This is a genomic window from Ilumatobacter sp., from assembly GCF_049588435.1.
Lineage (GTDB): Bacteria > Actinomycetota > Acidimicrobiia > Acidimicrobiales > Ilumatobacteraceae > Ilumatobacter_A.
In genome coordinates, this window is the sequence record NZ_JBAVYV010000443.1 from 1 (window position 1) to 18,475 (window position 18,475).

An 18,475-nucleotide genomic window follows, 5' to 3' on the forward strand; every position below is an offset into this window, starting at 1 on the left:
GCGCTCGACGGTGGTTCCTCGAAGCGGGACGCCACCGCCGCGGTGTCGACCGCGACCGGCCGTCGCAAGCGCGAGGTGTACGACCTCGCGCTCGGGCTCGATCCCGCGACCGACGTTTGACCCGGCAGACTGGACCCGATGACCGAGTACGTCACCGTCACGGGAAGCGGGCCGAGCGCGGCCTTCTTCGACCTCGATCGCACCCTGATCTCGGGATCGTCCGCGTTCACCTTGGCGATCCAGGCCCGCAAGGTCGGCCTGATCCCCACCCACGAATTCGTTCGGGATGCCGGCAGCGCCGTCGCCTTCAAGCTGTTCGGGGCCAGCGATGACACGAGCGACGAGGTCCGCAAGCGGATCCTCGGCGCCGTCACAGGACTCCGCCAGGTCGAACTCCAGGGTCTCAACGCCGAGGTCCTCCCCCGGCTGATCCAGCGCGTCCGGCCCGAAGCGAAGCGTCTGCTCGAGCGTCACCGACGAGCAGGACGCGACACGTTCATCGTGTCGGCCGCACCGCAGGAGATCGTCGAGCCGCTCGCGCACGCCCTCGGGATGACCGGCGGGATCGGCACGCGCAGCCGTGTCGAGGACGGCAAGTACACCGGTGAACTCGACGGTCCGTTCTGCTACGGCGAGGGCAAGGTCGAGGCGATGCAGGCCGTCGCGTCGTGGAACAGCTACGACCTTGCGCAGAGCTACGCCTACAGCGATTCGGCGAGCGATCTCCCGATGCTCGATGCGGTCGGACATCCGGTCGCCGTCAACCCCGACTCGAAGCTCGAACGCCACGCCCGTCGCAACGGGTGGCCGATCGTGATCTTCAGCCAGCGGACGAAGTCGGTCCTGCGCCGCACGCTGTCCGGTGTGGCGACCGCGGGCATCGGCATCGGCGGTTTCGCGATCGGCACGCAGGTCGGCCGCAAACGACGCTCCGGCGTCTTCCGCCGCTGACCCGCGCTGACCCGCTCAGGTCACGGGCGAGGCATGAGCGCGAGCTGACGCGACTGACAGACGAGGGTGCCGGTCGAATCCCACACCTCTCCCTCTTCGTCGAGCAAACCGTCGTGGATGAAGCGGGAACGGAACGAACACCGCAGCGGACCCGGAGCCGGGACTCCGCGGACGTGCACCGTGAGTTCGACGGTCGGCACCCAGGCGACCGGCAGGCCGGAGTTGAACACCGGCGGCGGAAATGCATCCGCGACGAGCATCAGGCCGATCGCGTCGACCGGTTCTTCGTCCGCGAGCGCGAACCATCCACTGATCTCGGCCCGACCGGACGGCTCGCCGCTCCGGAATCCACCGTCCTCCGGGAGCATCCGCACGTCGATCTTCTCCATCAGCGCCGGGTTCGGACCCTCGTTCGGCGGAGGTGCGGTCACGCAGTCCGTGTACGCAGGCAGGCCGACCTGCTCCTCCATCTGCCGACTCGGTCCCCCGGGAGTCTGTTCGCCGAACGACCCGAGCACCTGCAGCGTCGATTTGCCACCGATCGACAGACTCGCAGTCGCAGTGGCGAGCCGTCGGCCCGAGCGGACCATCGCCACATCGATCTCACAGTCGGCGGCCGGGGCCGGGCGCAGATAGTGGGCCGTCACGGTGAGCGGCGGACGTCCGACCGCATCGGCCATCGCCCGCGCCGCGATCGCCAGCAGGTACCCACCGTTCGCGTTGCCGCCGATGTCCCAGCCCTCGTGGACGACCCCGGCGTAGCGGCCGTCACCGATCGATCGGACAGCGGTGGCATCTGCGAAGCGATTCACGGAGCGAAACCGTACGCACCAAGTTCGTCCGACACCCAGCCGCACCGCTGTGACTTCCGGTCCGCCGAAAATGCACGTCGGTGCCTGGCACCGATGTGCGTTGGCGGGATTCGGGCCGCAAACGTCGGGACGGGCGCACGGACTCGGCCAGTAGCGTGCACGGCGTGAGCCGGACGTATGTGACGACACCGATCTACTACGTGAATGCCGAGCCGCACCTCGGGCACGCGTACACCACGATCATCGGTGACGCGATCACCCGGTGGAGCCGTCTGTTCGGGACCCCGACGAAATTCCTGACCGGCACGGACGAGCACGGCCTGAAGATCCAGCAGGCTGCCGAGGCCGCCGGCGTCACCCCGCAGGCGTTCACCGACGAGATCGCGCCGAAGTTCGCCGCAGCGTGGGAGAAGCTCAACATCGCCAACGACGACTTCATCCGCACGACCGAACAGCGGCACAAGGACGCGGTCGCCGAACTGCTGCAGCGCTGCTACGACGCGGGCGACATCGAACTCGACACGTTCGCCGGCAAGTACTGCGTCGCCTGTGAGGAGTACTACTCCGACGACGAGTTGGTCTCGGCAGAGGGTGAAGCCGGCGCTGGCGAGCTCTGCCCGATCCACCAGCGGCCGGTCGAGTACTTCGAGGAGGAGAACTACTTCTTCCGACTCAGCCGATTCCAGGACCGCCTGCTCGATTGGTACGCCAAACATCCGACCGCGATGACCCCCGAGCATCGCGGCAACGAGGCGCTCGGCCTGATCCGTGGCGGCCTGCGCGACTTCTCGATCAGCCGCACCTCGCTCGAATGGGGCATCCCCCTCCCCTGGGACCCGCAGCACGTCACGTACGTGTGGTTCGACGCGTTGACCAACTACCTCGCGGCCGTCGGTTTCGGATCCGACGACCAGGACTTCGAGGACTGGTGGCCCGCAACCCACCTGATCGGCAAGGACATCGTCCGCCAGCACTGCGTGTACTGGCCCGCGATGTTGATGTCGGCCGGAGTCGAGCTGCCGAAACGATGGGCGATCGGCGGCTGGTTGTTGGTCGGTGGCGAGAAGATGTCCAAGACGTCGGGCAACGTCGTCAACCCACTCGACCTGATCGACGACATCGGACTCGACGGATTCCGCTACTACGTCCTCGCCGAGACCCCGTACGGCAGCGACGGCGACTTCACGTACGAGGGACTCGTCGGCCGCTACAACTCGGACCTTGCCAACAACCTCGGCAACCTCGCGGCACGCGTCGCCACCGTCGTCGGCAAGAAGTGCGACGGGGTCGGCACGGCGCCCGACCCCGACAGCCCACTCGCCGTCGCAGCGGCCACGGCATTCACCGATTCTGCGGCGTACTGGGAGGACCTTCAACCGAGTCGAGCCCTCGACGCAACGTGGGGACTGATCCGCGCCACCAACTCGCATCTCGAGCAGAACGAACCGTGGAAGTCCGAACCGGGCTCCGACGTGGACCGGGTGATGGGCGACGCACTCGAAGCGTTGCGGATCGTCGCGATCCTGTGTTCACCCGCGATTCCCGACACCGCGCAGGCCGTCTGGGAACGCATCGGGATGAGCGGCGACGTGGCCGATCAGCGTCTTCCGGAGGCTGCGGCGTGGGGTGGCTACCCGGCCGGAAACCCGGTCGTGAAGGGCGACCCGCTCTTCCCACGGATCAAGCTGTGAGCCCCCGCTACATCGACTCGCACTGTCACATCCACGACGAGCGGATCCCCGACGGTCCGGACGGAGCCGTCGCCGCGGCCGCCGACATGGGTGTCGACATCCTCGTCACCGTCGGATGCGACCGCGCGACATCACTGGCGGCGATCGACGTAGCGAGCCGCCACGACAACGTGTTCGCCACCGTCGGCGTCCATCCACACGAGGCCGTGCACGGCACCTCGTCGATCGTCGACCTGCTCGACACCGACGGAATCGTCGCGGTCGGCGAAGCGGGGCTCGACTACTACTACGAGCACTCGCCCCGCGATGCACAGCGCACGGTGTTCGCCGAACACATCGCCCTCGCACACGAGCACGATCTGACGCTCGTGATCCACACCCGCGACGCGTGGGACGAGACGTTCGAGATCCTCGACGCCGAGGGCGTTCCCGACCGGACGATCTTCCACTGCTTCACCGGTGGACCCGACGCGGCCGAGCGCGGACTCGAACGCGGGATCCACCTGTCGTTCTCCGGCATCGTCACGTTCAATTCGGCCCGGGACGTGCAGGAGGCCGCCCGGTTGTGTCCGGCCGACAGACTGTTGATCGAAACCGACAGCCCGTATCTCGCCCCCGTTCCACACCGCGGCAAGCAGAACCGACCGGCGTGGGTGCCACACGTGGGCCAGTTCCTCGCCGACCTGCGCGATGAACCGGTCGACGAATTCGCCGCCGCAACCGTCGCAGCAACCCACGCTGCGTTCGGCCATCGGCTGACCATCGGCTGACACCTGCCGCCGCCCGGCCGGGCGCGCAGGCGCCGGATACGCTGCCCAACGAGGACTCACCATGGCATTCGAAGACATCGATCGGCGGCGCTTCCTGATCCTGGCGCTCCTCACCCTCATCGCGCTGCCCGCGATCTACTTCTACAGCCAGCGCGACGACGCGACCGCCGACGATCCGACCAGCGTGACGGTCGACGAGGCGGCCCTCGACGTGAACGACGCGTCGAATCGCCCACCGATCGTCGTGAGTGACGCCGACCCCGCATTCCTCGACGGGCCCGTCGGCGAGGCGGTGCCCGGCGTGAACGAGATCGCGGTCCCCACCCGACCCGAGACCGCGCCGCTCGTGCTGTCCGCCAGCTACCGCAGCACGGTCCCCGGGGTGAACACGTGCCTGCTCCGCAACGTCGGTCTCGGCATCCCGGTGACGATCACGAACCTCGACAACGGACGTTCACTCACCTGCGTCACCGCCCAGGCTCCGCAGGGACAGGTCGCCGACGTCGTCCTCCACACCGGTTCCTTCACCAAACTCGCAGATGTCACCGAAGCCCCGATCACGATCGAGTTGACGCAATGACCGGATCCACACGTTGACCCATTCACGGCCCACCGTCCGTTCACTGCTCGACGACCACGGACTCGCTCCGCGCCGTGACCTCGGGCAGAACTTCGTCGTCGATCCGAACACCGTCCGCAGAATCGCGGTCCTCGCCCGAGTCGGACCGTCCGATCACGTCGTCGAAGTCGGGGCAGGCCTCGGATCGCTGACGCTCGCCCTCGCCGAGACCGGGGCATCGATCACCGCGATCGAAGTCGACCACGGCGTCGTTCCGGTGCTCCGCCAGATCGTCGCCGACTCCGGTGCGACCAACATCACGGTGATCGAAGCCGACGCGATGCAGGCGGATTGGAACACCCTGCTCGACCCCACGGTCGAAGGCGGCTGGACCCTCGTCGCCAACCTTCCGTACAACGTCGGAACTCCCCTCGTGTGCGACATCCTCGACGATGTCGCACACGTGACGCGCCTGCTGGTGATGGTCCAGCGCGAAGTCGCCGAGCGATTCGCGGCGGCACCCGGGTCCCGCGCCTATGGAGCGATCAGCGTGAAGGCCGCGTACTGGGGCACCGCACGCATCGTCGGATTCGTTCCCGCTTCGGTCTTCCTCCCGACCCCGAACGTCGAGTCCGCACTCGTCGAGATCACGCGTCGACGGCCGCCCGACGCCGACCCGCAGGCGTTGTTCGGGCTGGTTCGGACCGCGTTCGGACAGCGCCGCAAGATGTTGCGCAAGTCGTTGAGCGGCGTCGTCACCGACGAGCAGTTCGCATCCGCCGACGTCGCCCCGACCGATCGCCCAGAGGACCTCGATCTCGGGGCATGGGTTCGACTCACCACGGCTGTTTCGGGCGGCTGATCACGTGTCGAGTCCGGATTCCGTCGAACTTCGAGCCCATGCCAAACTCACGCGCTCACTGCGCATCGTCGGCGTCCGCTCCGACGGCTACCACCTGATCGACGCCGAGATGGTCAGCCTCGACGTTCACGACCTTCTCACGATCGAGCCGACCGGTCGGGGGCTCGACGTCACCGGACCGTTCGCCGAGGGCGTGCCGGTCGATCGGTCGAACCTGGTCGCGCGGGCGCTCGAGATGGTCGGTCGATCCGGACACGTGACCATCGACAAGCGGATCCCGCACGGTGGCGGGCTCGGAGGCGGATCGACCGACGCCGCAGCCGTGCTCCGCTGGGCAGGATTCGGAACCGACCCCGTACGACTCGCCGAGGCGTCGAAACTCGGAGCCGACATCTCGTTCTGTCTGGTCGGGGGACGGGCCCAGGTGAGCGGAATCGGCGAGATCGTCGAACCACTGCCGCCGCTCGATCGCGAGATCACGCTGATCATCCCGCCGCTCTCGATCCCGACCCCCGCGGCCTATCGAGCCTGGGACGAACTCGGCGGACCGACGAGCGATGGCCCGAACGACCTCGAAGCCGGAGCGCTCGCCACCGAGCCGCGGTTGGCGTGGTGGCGCGACATGATCACCGAACGCATCGGAGAAGCACCCGTGCTCGCAGGGAGCGGGGCCACGTGGTTCACCGAGCGCGCGTTCACCTCCGACGAGCGCGACGACGCCCTCGGCGACTTGGTCGACAAGGGCGCTCGTGTGGTGGTCACGAGAACGACGGCGGAACCGTTCGACTCGTGACGATTCGAATATCGACTACTTGCGACGCTGGTGACGCGTGCGGCGAAGCATCTTCTTGTGCTTCTTCTTCCGCATGCGCTTGCGGCGCTTCTTGATCAGAGAACCCATAAGGCGGACCACGCTATCGGGCGTGGCCAGTGGCGCCACGCGCCGCTACCGTGACGCCTGCCCTCCCGGGTCGTCTAACGGTAAGACAGCGGTTTTTGGTGCCGAGAATAGGGGTTCGATTCCTCTCCCGGGAACTGTGGCGCGGTCCACGTTTTCGCGGGCATGCGCGCCAGTAGCCTCGTTGACATGAGCGTTTCGGCGATCGTGCTCGCTGCAGGTGAAGGGACGCGAATGCGGTCGAGTCGACCCAAGCCGCTCCACATGATCTGCGGGCGGGCGATGGTGCTCCACGTGATCCACGCCCTCGAGAAGCTGACCCCGGACCGCACCGCGATCGTCGTGGGCCACGGAGCCGAACAGGTCACCAAGAAGGTGCAGGAGATGGCGCCGACCTGGGCGAGCGTCGCGTTCGTCGAGCAGACCGAGCAGAACGGAACCGGTGACGCGGCGGCGATCGGGATGACCGCATTCGACGGCGACGACTACGACGACGACACCACGATCGTGATCCTCCCCGGCGATGCTCCCCTCCTGCGCGCCGAAACGCTCGACGAGCTGGTGGCGACCCACGTCGCGAACGAGAACGCCGCCACGATGCTGACGTCGATCATGGACGATCCGACCGGCTACGGGCGCGTGATCCGCCAGTCCGACGGCCAGGTCCAGCGGATCGTGGAACAGCGCGACGCGACACCCGACGAACTCGACGTGCGCGAGGTGTGCACGTCGATCTACGCCTTCCGACGAGACCTGCTCGGACCGGCGTTGCGCACGCTGACCACCGACAACGTCCAGGGCGAGTACTACCTCACCGACGTGATCTCCGTGCTCGCTTCGATGGGTCATCGGGTCGGGTGCGTCCGCGCACCTGCGGCCGAGACCCAGGGCGTCAACGATCGTTGGCAGTTGGCCCTGGCCGAGCGTGAACTCCGCGCCCGCACCAACCGCCGCTGGCTGCTGAACGGCGTCACGATGCTCGACCCCCGCCAGACCTTCATCGACGTCAACGTCACGATCGGGCGCGACGTCACGGTCTACCCCGGGTCGATGCTGCAGGGAACGACCGCAATCGGCGATGGCTGCGAGATCGGTCCCGACGTCCAACTCGTCGACTGTGCCGTCGGACCCGACGCCCACGTCGCCCAGACCGTCGGGCACGATGCAGAGGTCGGACGCGGCGCGGTGGTCGGCCCGTACGCACATCTGCCGCCCGGCTCGTCCGTGGCGTCGGAAAGCACGACGGGCGCGTTCTACACTGCGCCCGCGGGATGACCGAAGTCGACCGGTCGATGAGACCGCGGGAGGATCACAGACCCATCATGGAAAAGGTCACCACCAAGCGACTTGCGCTCTATACGGGGCGCACCCATCCGGTGCTCGCGCAGGAGGTGGCAACCCATCTCAACATCGAACTCGGTCATGACAATCTCGTCGAGTTCGCGAACGGCGAGGTGCGCTGCAGCTTCGGCGAGTCCGTGCGCGGCACCGACGTCTTCGTCATGCAGACCCACTTCGGCGTCGACGGACGATCGGTCAACGACTCGATCATGGAGCACATGATCATGATCGACGCGGCCTCCCGTGCTTCCGCGAAGCGGATCACCGCGGTCTGCCCGTTCTACGGCTACGCCCGCCAGGACCGCAAGGCTGCGGGCCGCGAGCCGATCACGGCCCGGCTCATCGCCGACATGTTCAAAGAAGCCGGTGCGAAGCGGATGATCTCGATCGATCTCCACTCCGGCCAGATCCAGGGCTTCTTCGACGGTCCGGTCGACCACCTCACCGCGATGCCGGTGCTCGAGCAGTACGTCCGGGCGAATGCGACCGAGCCGGTGATCGTGTCCCCCGATGCCGGACGGATCAAGGTCGCCGAGCGGATGGCCCAACACCTCGCCGACTGTGGCGCCGACCTGGCGTTCATCTACAAGCGCCGGCCGAAGGGTTCGCACAACGTGGCCGAGGCCGCCGAGGTGATGGGTGACGTCGCCGGCCGTACCTGCGTGCTCACCGACGACATGATCGACACCGGTGGCACGATCGTCGCCGCCGCCGAACTGCTGAAGAAGCGTGGCGCCAAGGAAGTCTGGGCGATGGCGACCCACGGATTGCTGTCCGGCCCCGCGGTCGACCGGCTCAAGAACGCTCCCATCGAGCGGCTGGTGCTGACCAACTCGCTGCCGCTTCCGCCCGAGAAGCAGCTCCCGAACGTCGAAGTCCTGTCGGTCGCACCGCTGATCGCCGAGGCCCTCGGCGCGGTCTTCGACGACACCAGCGTGAGCGACATCTTCGACGGCGAAAACCTCGCCTGACCCGGCCGCACCGGCCCGCGCAACCCACCCCAGCCGCAACCCCGACGCGCAGCCCCACCCGTCCGACGCACAATCCCGGCACCCGCACCCGCACCCGATGAAATTTCGGTGGATCTGGACGCCTCCCGTCACGATCCGACGGAATTCTGCGGCGCTCCGGCCACTCGGCGCGAATTTCGTGTGATCGAGACGCTGATCGTCACGATCCGACGAAGTTTCGGTCGACTTCGGCATTCTCGGGGCTGACCGATGTGTTTCCGGTCGAGCGAACTGACGACCCCGTGTGAGGTGTGATCCACTCTGCGCTCCTCCAACTCGCTGCTCGTCAGTTCGGTGTCGTCAGCCGGTCCCAACTCGACGATCTCGGCTGTTCAAATGCCCAGTTGTCCCGCGCCCGCCGACAAAGATTGGTCGTCGATGTCACCACTCAGACGATTCGACTGTGCTCGTCACCGGACACATTCCTGGCGCGCGCGACCGCGGTGTCGCTCCACCTCGGTGAGCGCGGGTTCTTGTCGGGAGCGACGGCGGGGCGGCTGTACAACCTTCGGGAAATGGCGAGCGATCCGATCTGCGCGACCGTGCCTGCGGGCGACCGGCCGAACCTTCCCGCGTGGGTGGCCCTCCGTTCGACGACCTCATACGACGCTCGACGTCACCGACGCCGGCTGGCCGGTGGAGCCATCGTGGCCGAACCACACCGCATGCTGTACGACCTCGCTGCTCGCCTGGACGACGACCGATTCCAGCGCGCCGCCGAGGACTGCTGGCACCTGCGATTGATCTCGCCCGCCTCGGCAGCGATGTACCTCCGGCACCACCGACGACAGGGCAAGGACGGCACACTGCGGATGGAACGGTGGCTGGAGGCCGCTCTCGAACAGGATCGACCTGCGGAGAGCGGACTCGAGCTCGACCTGATCGCCGCCCTGCGTGCTGTCGGCTTGCCCGACCCAGTCCGTCAACACCAACTCCAGCTCGCATCGGGTCAGCGCATCCGTGTCGATCTGGCATGGCCGGGGCTTCGTCTGTGCGTCGAGCCAGGACACAGCTGGTGGCACGGAGGTGATGATGCAATGCGGCGCGACAACGCCCGGGTGCTCGGTGCCCTCGCGATCGGGTGGGAGACGATTCAGCTCGACGAATCGCTCCGCTGCGACCCCCGACAAGCTGCAGAAATGGTCCAGCGCGCCTATCGACATCGCGCGGCGCTGTTCCACGACCCGCCCTCGGTCGGCAACGAACGTGAGGGAATTTCGTGAGATCATGACGGATTTCGTCACGATCTCACGAAATTTCCCCGGGCGGCCGAGTCTCGGGGTGGGGGCGATAGCGTTGCTTGCTGCTGTATTTCGACCGGTGGCACTTGGTGATGATCAGATTCTCCAGGCACCCGCCGCACACGTTTGGACACCACACACCATGACCGAGACCATTCTCAACGCAACCTCCGGCCGGACGACCGGGAGCTCCTCGTCGCGCCGACTCCGCAGCGAAGGCCGCATCCCGGCCGTCGTCTACGGGCAGGGCATGGACCCGCTCAGCATCTCGGTCGACCGACGCGAACTCCGCGCGGCGCTGTCCGGAAGCTCGGGCCTGAACACGATCGTCGACCTCACCGTCGACGGTGAGATGTACCCGTCGATCATCAAGGAAGCCCAGCGCCACCCGGTGCGCCTGACGATCGAACACCTCGACTTCATCCAGGTGAACCTGAACGAGGAGATCATCGTGCGGGTCCCGATCCACCTGACCGGCTCGGCCAAGGAAGTCAACGACAACAACGGCCTGATCGACCAGATCATGACCGATCTCGAGGTCTCGACCACACCGCGCAACATCCCGGACGAGATCGTGTTCGACGTGTCCGACATGGACATGGACTCGACGATCACCATCGCCGACCTGGCGATCCCGTCCGGCGTCACAGCGACCCACGACCCCGAGTCGACCGTGATCACCGTGGGCGTCATGCGCACACCCGTCCTCGACGAAGAGGCCGCCGAAGCCGCTGCCGCGGCAGCGTTGGCCGAGAGCGAAGGCGAAGCCGGCGAGGGCGACGCCCCCGACGAATCGGGCGAGTGACCGAACTCCGCATTCCTGCACGATCCGACGCGCCCGGCGCGTCGGATCGTGTCGTTTTCGGCGGACGTGGTCGGTGATGGGAGCCCGGCCATGAGCCTCTTCGGCCGCGAGGGCAAGGGTGCACCGTTCGATTGGCTCGTCGTCGGGCTCGGCAATCCCGGTGCGAAGTACGCGAACACCCGCCACAACGTCGGCGAGGACGCGCTCCAGCTCCTCGCCGAACGCCGCGGCGTCACGCTCAAGGGCGGACGCGACAACGCACTCGTCGCAGAGACGCGCTTCGCAGGACCGGGCGGTGTCGACCGTCGCACCGCGCTCGCGTTTCCGATCACGTACATGAACGAATCAGGGCGCGCCGTCGGGGCGCTGGTCCGACGGTTCCGGATCGAATCGCCCGAGAACATCATCGTGATCCAGGACGAACTCGATCTGCCGCCCGGCGCATTGAAGGTCAAGGCCGGTGGCGGACTCGCCGGACACAACGGTCTGCGGTCGATCTCCCAGCACCTGAAGACCCAGGACTATCTCCGCGTGCGGATCGGTGTCGGCAAGCCCGACAGCGCCCACGTCGGCAAGGTCCACGTCCTCGCCAAGGTCCCGAAAAGCCAGCGCGACGTGCTCGATGTCTCGGTCGTCGAAGCGGCCGACGCCGTCGAGATGATCATCGCGGACGGGATCGACGCCGCGATGCAGCGTTACAACACCCGGGTGTGACCCGCCGCGGGCGACCTCGTGAACTCTTCGCGCACGGTGTGCCCAAACAGTTCACGAGAACGGCCCTGCTGTGGTCGCATTGCGGGCCACACAGAGTTCAATGGCTGACGTGACCGATCTGCGCCACGACGAACTCCGATCGGTTGCCCAGGGCACCTCCTCCACCGGTCCGCACGACGATGCGCACGACGCGGACGGCGACTCGTCGGGATCCACCGACGCTCCGCTGCGTTCGTTGGCGCCGCTGTTGCGCGACGAACCCGGCCTCACCCGGGCGCTCGGCGAACCCGAGGCCCGTCTCGCGGTCGTCGAGGTCGCCCGCCCGATCTCGATCGCGGCGCTCGCCATGCTGTCGAACCGGCGCCCCCTGCTCGTCGCCTGTCCGACCGGCACGATGGCGCGTCAACTCCACGACGACCTCACCCAGTTCCTCGACGAGGACGAACTCGCGCTCTTCCCGGGTTGGGAGACGCTCCCGTTCGAACGGGTCAGCCCCAACGTCGAGACGATGGGTCAGCGACTCGACGTGCTGTGGCGGTTGCGCGATCCGGAGCGGGCACCGAAGGTGATCGTCGCCGGAGTCCGCGGATTGCTCCAGAAGCTCGGACCCGGCGCGCTCGCCGTCGAACCGGTCGTTGTCCGACCGGGCGGCGAGGTCGATCCCGATGTGTTGGCCGAGACGCTGGTCCGCTTCGGATACCGGCGCGAGGAAGTCGTCGAACACCGCGGCGAGTTCGCTCGACGGGGAGCGATCGTCGACGTCTATCCGGCCCGCGCCGACGCACCGATCCGCATCGACCTGTGGGGCGACGAGGTCGATCGCCTGACACGGTTCAGCGTCAACGACCAGCGTTCGACGACCGACCTGGCCGAGGCGCGCATCTTCCCGGCCCGTGAACTGACCCCGACCGCCGACGTCCGCGAACGCGCGACGGCGCTCCTCGAGACCGAACCGTGGGGTCGAGAGCAGTGGGAACGCCTCGCCGAGGGCAACCACTTCGACGGGATGGAGTCGTGGCTCCCGTGGCTCGTCGACGACGACACCCTGATCACCGACGTGCTCCCCGACAACTCGAAGGTGCTGCTCGTCGAGCCCCGCCGCATGCGCGACCGGGCCGCTGATCTGATCGCCGAGGAGGACGACCTCGCGCGCACGTTGGCGTCGACGTGGGCACGCGATCCCGACAAGACCTTCCCCCGCCTCCACGCCGACCCCGACGTGCTGCTCGCTGGCGCCGGATCCTTCTGGTCGATCGACTCGACCCCCGAGGCGCCCGACACCCCGGTCGTCGAAGCGATGGGGTGGGGCCCCGTGGTCGGCGACGGCACCGGGCTGACCGACCGTCTGCGCGATCTGCTCGCCGACGACTACCGCGTCATCGTCGCAGCGGACGGCGATGGCTCCGCCCGACGACTCAAGTCGCTCCTGCTCGACCAGGGTCTCGACTTCGCGCTGGTGTCCGGCCGATCCGACGAGTTGCCCAGCGGTGGTTCGATCGTGGTCGCACCGCTGCACCGCGGCGCGACACTGCCGAACGCGAAGATCGCGATCGTCGCCGAATCCGACCTGACCGGACGTCGACGCGCGCACCGCAAGGCGCGCTCGCGCAAGCGCGGTGAGACGGCGAGCACGTTCGAGGACCTCAAGACCGGCAGCTACGTCGTCCACCACCAGCACGGCGTCGGCCAGTACGAGGGAATGGTCAAGCGGGCGATCGGCGGTGTGGAGCGCGACTACCTGCTCGTCGCGTACAAGGGCGGCGACAAGCTCTACATCCCGTCGGACCAGATCGACACGATCCGCCAGTACGTCGGCGGCGAGGCCCCGAAGATGCACAAGCTCGGAGGATCGGACTTCGCCAAGACGAAGAGCAAGGTCAAGTCCGAGGTTCGCCAGGTCGCCCAGGAACTCGTGCTCCTCTACCAGCAGCGGGTGACCGCCGAGGGCCACCAGTTCGCTCAGGACACGCCCTGGCAGGCGGAGATGGAGGACGCCTTCCCGTTCGTCGAGACACCGGACCAGCACCGCGCCATCATCGACATCAAGTCCGACATGGAGCGCGAGTTCCCGATGGATCGCCTCGTGTGCGGCGATGTCGGGTTCGGCAAGACCGAGATCGCGATCCGGGCCGCATTCAAGGCGATCCAGGACGGAAAGCAGGTCGCCGTGCTCGCTCCGACGACCCTCCTGGCGACCCAGCATGGAAACACGTTCGCCGACCGATTCGCCGGGTACCCGATCCGGGTCGAGGTGCTCTCGCGATTCCTGACACCCGCGCAGGCGAAGAAGGTCATCCAGGACGTCAAGTCCGGCGAGGTCGACTGCGTCATCGGAACCCACCGACTGCTCGGCGCCGACATCAACTTCAAGGACCTCGGCCTCCTCGTCGTCGACGAGGAGCAGCGGTTCGGGGTACAGCACAAGGAGAAGATGAAGCGGATGAAGACGAACGTCGACGTCCTCACCCTCTCCGCCACTCCGATTCCGCGGACACTCGAGATGAGCCTGGTCGGCATTCGCGACCTCTCCCTGCTCCAGACGCCGCCCGCCGAGCGTCAACCGATCCTCACCTACGTCGGCGAGTACGACGAACGCGTCGCGGTCGAGGCGATCCGTCGCGAACTGCTCCGCGAGGGCCAGGTCTTCTGGATCCACAACCGCGTCCGATCGATCGACACGTGCGCGCAACGCCTCCGCCAACTCGTTCCGGAGGCACGCATCGCGATCGCCCACGGCCAGATGGACGAGGGTTCGCTCGAACAGATCGTGCAGGACTTCTGGGACGGCGAGTTCGACGTGCTCGTCTGCACCACGATCATCGAGTCCGGGATCGACATGCCCGCCGTCAACACGATGGTCGTCGAGCGAGCCGACCTGCTCGGCCTCGGTCAGATGCACCAGATCCGCGGTCGTGTCGGCCGGTCCGGCCAGCGCGCGTACGCGTACCTCTTCCACCCGCGGGACAAGACCCTGACCGAGGAGGCCTACGAGCGGCTGCGCACGATCGGCGAATCGACCGAGCTCGGTTCGGGCTTCAAGATCGCCATGCGCGACCTCGAAATCCGTGGTGCCGGGTCGTTGCTCGGTGAATCCCAGTCGGGCCACATTGCCGCCGTCGGCTACGACCTCTACTGCCAGATGGTCACCGAGGCGGTCAGCGAGATGAAGGGCGAGCCCGCGCCGAATCAGCCCGCCGAGATCAAGCTCGACGTGCCCACCGATTCGTTCCTTCCCGGCGACTACGTCGAGAAGGAAGAGCTGCGACTCGAGGCCTACCGCCGGCTGGCCGACGTCACGACCGAATCCCAGGTCGACGACATCCGCACCGAGTGGGAGGACCGCTACGGCCCGCTCCCGGCGCCGGCCGAATCGCTCCTCCAGGTCGGCTACCTGCGGGCCGAATGCCACCGCCTCGGTGTGCGCGACCTGCAGATCACGTCGAGCGATGTGCGCATCCAACCGATCGACCTCCCGGTCAGTGCGACGATTCGGCTCCGACGACTGTCGAAGGGCGCGAAGTTCAAGGAGGACCTCTCCCAGCTCGTCGTGCCGCTCCCCCGACGCCAGGATCCGGCGACCTACCTCGTCCAGTTCTTCCGCGACCTCGTCCCATCCTGATCGTTGCCGGCGTATCAACTGGGGTCTGACCCCAGTTGATACGTCAGGGCGGCCGCCGGGTGCAACGGGTAGCGTGCTGCGGGTGAATCGCCGACTGATGACGATCCTGCTCCCGCTGACGGCGACCGCGCTCACCGCCGGCTGTTCGACGTTCTCGGACAACGACGCGATCGCGCGTGTCGGTGACGTCAAACTCTCCGAGGACGGGCTCGACGACCTCCTGGACGAACAGGCAGTACCCGACGAGCAACGTGCCGATCTCGACCTCGTGCGACCCGTGATCTCCGGTTGGATCGAGTCGACCGCGATCGACACGGGCCAGTTCAGCCCCGAGATGATCCAGGAGATCCCGGACGATGAACTCGCCCGCGTCTATCGCCAGGGGATGGAGACGTCCGGGGTGACCTGCGCCGATCTGTTGGTTGCCTCCACCGTCGACGAGGCCGAACAGGCTGCCGACGAACTCCGCGACGGCGCCGATTTCGAGGTCGTGTTCGACGAGTTCAACACCGACCCCTCCCTCGTCGACGTCGGCGGCGACGCAGGCTGTTTCGACATCACACAGCTGACCGCGCAGGGTGAGCCGTCGGCCGAGGTCCTGGCACTGATGAGCGTCACCTCGGCGGAGCCGATCGCGATCGCTCCCAGCACGACCGCGACGGGCGACGAGGCCGGCCTGCTGATCTCGTTCCAGGACATCGACACGCTCTCCGACGAGGAGCAGACACAGGTTCTCGACCTGGTCCGGCAAACGTCGGGTGTCCGCCTCGTTCTGGACGACCTCGACGTCCACGTCGACTCCCGCTACGGATACTTCGATCGAGCGACCGGCGCGGTCACGCCACTCGGCTGAGCCGGAGACCCGCATGACCGCACCCGGAACGACACCATCGATCACGGTGGTCGGCCTCGGCCCGGGCAATCCCGATCACGTCACCGTCGACACGCTGCAGACGATCGAGCGCATCGATCGGCGACATCTGCGGACCGCTGTCCATCCGTCCGCGCACCTCGTGAGCGATGCGCCCGGCGGGGCGATCGCTCACGATGACCTGTACGAGACCGCCGACACGTTCGACGCCGTGTACGCACGACTCGCGACTCGCCTCGTCGACGACGCCCGGGCCCACGGCGCGGTTCTCTACGCGGTGCCCGGGTCGCCACTCGTACTGGAACGAACGGTCCGCTTGCTCCGCGAGCGCTGTGCGAGCGACTCGATCCCGCTCGACATCCGACCGGCGATGTCGTTCCTCGACGTCGCGTGGTCGCGCCTCGGCATCGACCCCGTCGAAGAACGCGTCCGGCTCATCGACGGTCACGAATTCGCCGTCAGCGCCGCCGGTGAATCCGGTCCGCTGCTCGTCGCCCACACCCACGCGAACTGGGTGCTCAGCGACATCAAGCTCGCGGCGGAGGATGCCAGCGGTGACGAGCCGGTCACGATGCTCCATGCGCTCGGCACGCCCGACGAGATGATCGTCGAGACGACGTGGGCCGAGATGGACCACGCGATCGACGCGAACCACCTCACGTCGATCTACGTCCCGAACCTCGCGGCCCCGGTCGGGAGGAGCTACGTCCGGTTCCACGAACTCACCCGCACCTTGCGCGAACGCTGCCCATGGGACATCGAGCAGACGCACGAATCGCTGATCCCCTACCTGCTGGAGGAGACCTACGAGGTGGTCGACGCGCTCCAGGACCTCGCCGCGCTCGCCGATGGTGACGAACCCACCGGTGACGACCGGGATCCCGACGCCGACCTGATCGAGGAGTTGGGCGACCTGCTCTACCAGATCGAGTTCCACGCCGTGATCGCCGAGCAGGAGGGCCGTTTCACGATCGCCGACATCGCCGACGGGATCCACGACAAGCTCGTGCGGCGCCATCCCCACGTGTTCGGCGATGTCACCGTCGACGGGACCGACGAGATCCTCGCCAACTGGGACGAGATCAAGCAGGCCGAGAAGGGCCGCACATCGATCTTCGAGGGGATCCCCCGCTCGCTGCCCTCGCTGGCATATGCCGCCAAGGTCGGCCGCAAGGCGTCCAAGGTGGGCTTCGACTGGTCCGACACCGCAGGTCCGATCGCCAAGGTCCACGAGGAGACCGCCGAGTTGATCGAGGCGATCGAGTCGGGGGACCCGGACGAGACGGCCGATGAACTCGGGGACCTGCTGTTCGCTGCAGTCAACGTCGCCCGCCACGTCGGTGTCGACCCCGAACTCGCACTGCGCGCCGCCTCCGACAAGTTCCGGCGCCGGTTCGAAGGCGTCGAGAAGCTCGCACGCGAGGCCGGGATCGACCTCCGGGCGAGCGAGCTCGACGTGCTCGACGAACTCTGGGATCGGGTCAAATCGTCCGGCCCCGCCTGACGCGACGACTCCGTTCCAGCGCGTGACGCGTGACGGAGTGGGCCGGACCCATCGCGTCTCGCGACATGATGACGTGATGCGTCTCCAGATCGCGAGCCCATCCGAGCATCCGAACATCGCCGGACTGCCGTTCACGGAACGCCTCGCCGGCTGGACCCTTCCCGACATGCACGGTGTGCTCGGCCTGCACCGCCATGTGGTGCGGCTGATCGAGCTCGACGGGACGAGCTACGTCATCAAGGAGCTTCCCGACGACCTCGTTCGCCGGGAGTACCGGCTGCTGCGGGAGCTCGCCGACGACGGTCTGCCGACCGCCGAGGTCGTCGCCGCGCTGACCGGCAAGGCGGACGGCGCCGACGGCATGCTGGTCACACGCCACCTCGACTACTCGCTCCCCTACCGCACGCTGCTCGCCGGCCGCGGGTTGACGATCCCCTACCTGGGCGAACGGGTTCTCGATGCCCTGGTCGTCCTGCTGGTCCGACTCCACCTCGCCGGATACTTCTGGGGTGACTGTTCGTTGTCGAACACGTTGTTCCGCCGCGACGCCGGGGCGCTGTCCGCCTACGTGATCGACGTCGAGACCGGCGAGCGGTACCCCCAACTGTCGGACGGCCAACGCCGACTCGACCTCCAGGTCGCCACCGAGAACGTCGCCGGCGGCCTGCTCGATCTGCAGGCCGGCGGTCGGCTGCGCGAGGACATCGACCCGATGGAGGTCGCGCTGCAGATCAGCGACCGCTACCACAGCCTCTGGGAGGAGTTGACCGCGTCACAGGATTTTGCGCCGGGGGACACGCACACGATCGACCAGCGCCTGCGACGGC

At 67.3% G+C, this 18,475-nt stretch carries 17 protein-coding genes and 1 tRNA gene; 16 read left to right on the top strand and 2 right to left on the bottom strand.

Features of this window, described 5'->3' with window-relative positions; translation table 11 throughout:
- The first annotated feature begins 138 nt into the window (after positions 1–138).
- A complete protein-coding gene (locus WBV89_RS16995) occupies positions 139–951 on the top strand; it encodes an HAD family hydrolase (protein ID WP_423982529.1) in 813 nt (270 codons plus the stop codon).
- 20 nt (positions 952–971) lie between these two features.
- On the opposite strand, the gene WBV89_RS17000 is transcribed toward WBV89_RS16995, so the two are convergent.
- Positions 972–1,763: a thioesterase family protein gene (locus WBV89_RS17000; RefSeq protein WP_423982530.1), complete on the bottom strand. Its 792-nt coding sequence runs from the start codon at positions 1,761–1,763 to the stop codon at positions 972–974.
- Positions 1,764–1,927: 164 nt separating this feature from the next.
- Between WBV89_RS17000 and metG the strand changes: the two genes are divergently transcribed.
- The 5 genes from metG (at position 1,928) to WBV89_RS17025 (ending at position 6,438) form a co-directional block, all read left to right on the top strand.
- A complete protein-coding gene (gene metG / locus WBV89_RS17005) occupies positions 1,928–3,454 on the top strand; it encodes a methionine--tRNA ligase (protein ID WP_423982531.1) in 1,527 nt (508 codons plus the stop codon).
- Positions 3,451–4,224, top strand: coding sequence for a TatD family hydrolase (locus WBV89_RS17010; RefSeq protein ID WP_423982532.1), 774 nt, complete (start codon positions 3,451–3,453; stop codon positions 4,222–4,224). The genes metG and WBV89_RS17010 overlap by 4 nt, the downstream gene beginning before the upstream one ends.
- Positions 4,225–4,285: 61 nt before the next feature.
- A complete protein-coding gene (locus tag WBV89_RS17015) occupies positions 4,286–4,804 on the top strand; it encodes a hypothetical protein (protein ID WP_423982533.1) in 519 nt (172 codons plus the stop codon).
- A 13-nt stretch (positions 4,805–4,817) separates the two neighbouring features.
- Positions 4,818–5,645 (top strand): 16S rRNA (adenine(1518)-N(6)/adenine(1519)-N(6))-dimethyltransferase RsmA, encoded by an 828-nt coding sequence (rsmA, locus tag WBV89_RS17020; RefSeq protein ID WP_423982534.1) that lies wholly within the window; start codon positions 4,818–4,820, stop codon positions 5,643–5,645.
- A 4-nt stretch (positions 5,646–5,649) separates the two neighbouring features.
- Positions 5,650–6,438 carry a 4-(cytidine 5'-diphospho)-2-C-methyl-D-erythritol kinase gene (locus tag WBV89_RS17025; protein WP_423982535.1) on the top strand — a complete coding sequence of 263 codons (789 nt, stop codon included), beginning with the start codon at positions 5,650–5,652 and terminating at the stop codon, positions 6,436–6,438.
- Between the two features lie 15 nt (positions 6,439–6,453).
- Here WBV89_RS17025 and WBV89_RS17030 read toward each other — a convergent pair whose 3' ends face one another.
- On the bottom strand, positions 6,454–6,546 hold the full coding sequence (locus WBV89_RS17030; protein ID WP_015442868.1) for a 30S ribosomal protein bS22: 93 nt from the start codon (positions 6,544–6,546) through the stop codon (positions 6,454–6,456).
- Positions 6,547–6,609: 63 nt separating this feature from the next.
- On the opposite strand from WBV89_RS17030, the gene WBV89_RS17035 reads away from it, so the two are divergent.
- The 10 genes from WBV89_RS17035 to WBV89_RS17080 all read left to right on the top strand — a co-directional run.
- Positions 6,610–6,680, top strand: a tRNA-Gln gene (locus WBV89_RS17035).
- Positions 6,681–6,732: 52 nt separating this feature from the next.
- Positions 6,733–7,818, top strand: a complete 1,086-nt coding sequence (locus tag WBV89_RS17040) for a bifunctional UDP-N-acetylglucosamine diphosphorylase/glucosamine-1-phosphate N-acetyltransferase GlmU (RefSeq protein ID WP_423982536.1) — start codon at positions 6,733–6,735, stop codon at positions 7,816–7,818.
- A 47-nt stretch (positions 7,819–7,865) separates the two neighbouring features.
- Entirely contained in the window at positions 7,866–8,855 is a 990-nt protein-coding gene (locus WBV89_RS17045; RefSeq protein ID WP_423982537.1) for a ribose-phosphate diphosphokinase, read from the top strand.
- 290 nt (positions 8,856–9,145) lie between these two features.
- A complete protein-coding gene (locus tag WBV89_RS17050) occupies positions 9,146–10,117 on the top strand; it encodes a hypothetical protein (protein ID WP_423982538.1) in 972 nt (323 codons plus the stop codon).
- Positions 10,118–10,277: 160 nt separating this feature from the next.
- Positions 10,278–10,940, top strand: coding sequence for a 50S ribosomal protein L25 (locus WBV89_RS17055; RefSeq protein ID WP_423982539.1), 663 nt, complete (start codon positions 10,278–10,280; stop codon positions 10,938–10,940).
- A 90-nt stretch (positions 10,941–11,030) separates the two neighbouring features.
- Positions 11,031–11,654 carry an aminoacyl-tRNA hydrolase gene (gene pth, locus WBV89_RS17060; RefSeq protein ID WP_423982540.1) on the top strand — a complete coding sequence of 208 codons (624 nt, stop codon included), beginning with the start codon at positions 11,031–11,033 and terminating at the stop codon, positions 11,652–11,654.
- Between the two features lie 100 nt (positions 11,655–11,754).
- Positions 11,755–15,273 (top strand): transcription-repair coupling factor, encoded by a 3,519-nt coding sequence (gene mfd / locus WBV89_RS17065; protein ID WP_423982541.1) that lies wholly within the window; start codon positions 11,755–11,757, stop codon positions 15,271–15,273.
- A gap of 82 nt (positions 15,274–15,355) precedes the next feature.
- Positions 15,356–16,126, top strand: coding sequence for a hypothetical protein (locus WBV89_RS17070; protein WP_423982542.1), 771 nt, complete (start codon positions 15,356–15,358; stop codon positions 16,124–16,126).
- Positions 16,127–16,139: 13 nt separating this feature from the next.
- Positions 16,140–17,648 carry a nucleoside triphosphate pyrophosphohydrolase gene (gene mazG, locus WBV89_RS17075; protein WP_423982543.1) on the top strand — a complete coding sequence of 503 codons (1,509 nt, stop codon included), beginning with the start codon at positions 16,140–16,142 and terminating at the stop codon, positions 17,646–17,648.
- 76 nt (positions 17,649–17,724) lie between these two features.
- Positions 17,725–18,475 (top strand): lipopolysaccharide kinase InaA family protein (locus WBV89_RS17080; RefSeq protein WP_423982544.1); only part of this gene is annotated, 751 nt, incomplete at its 3' end.

What these genes read in the sequence shown, in the direction of transcription:
- WBV89_RS16995 (WP_423982529.1), top strand. Translation starts at nt 139, where the DNA reads ATGACCGAGTACGTCACCGTCACGGGAAGCGGGCCGAGCGCGGCCTTC.
- WBV89_RS17015 (WP_423982533.1), top strand. Translation starts at nt 4,286, where the DNA reads ATGGCATTCGAAGACATCGATCGGCGGCGCTTCCTGATCCTGGCGCTC.
- WBV89_RS17030 (WP_015442868.1), bottom strand. Translation starts at nt 6,546, where the DNA reads ATGGGTTCTCTGATCAAGAAGCGCCGCAAGCGCATGCGGAAGAAGAAG.
- WBV89_RS17040 (WP_423982536.1), top strand. Translation starts at nt 6,733, where the DNA reads ATGAGCGTTTCGGCGATCGTGCTCGCTGCAGGTGAAGGGACGCGAATG.
- WBV89_RS17045 (WP_423982537.1), top strand. Translation starts at nt 7,866, where the DNA reads ATGGAAAAGGTCACCACCAAGCGACTTGCGCTCTATACGGGGCGCACC.
- WBV89_RS17055 (WP_423982539.1), top strand. Translation starts at nt 10,278, where the DNA reads ATGACCGAGACCATTCTCAACGCAACCTCCGGCCGGACGACCGGGAGC.
- pth (WP_423982540.1), top strand. Translation starts at nt 11,031, where the DNA reads ATGAGCCTCTTCGGCCGCGAGGGCAAGGGTGCACCGTTCGATTGGCTC.
- mfd (WP_423982541.1), top strand. Translation starts at nt 11,755, where the DNA reads ATGGCTGACGTGACCGATCTGCGCCACGACGAACTCCGATCGGTTGCC.
- mazG (WP_423982543.1), top strand. Translation starts at nt 16,140, where the DNA reads ATGACCGCACCCGGAACGACACCATCGATCACGGTGGTCGGCCTCGGC.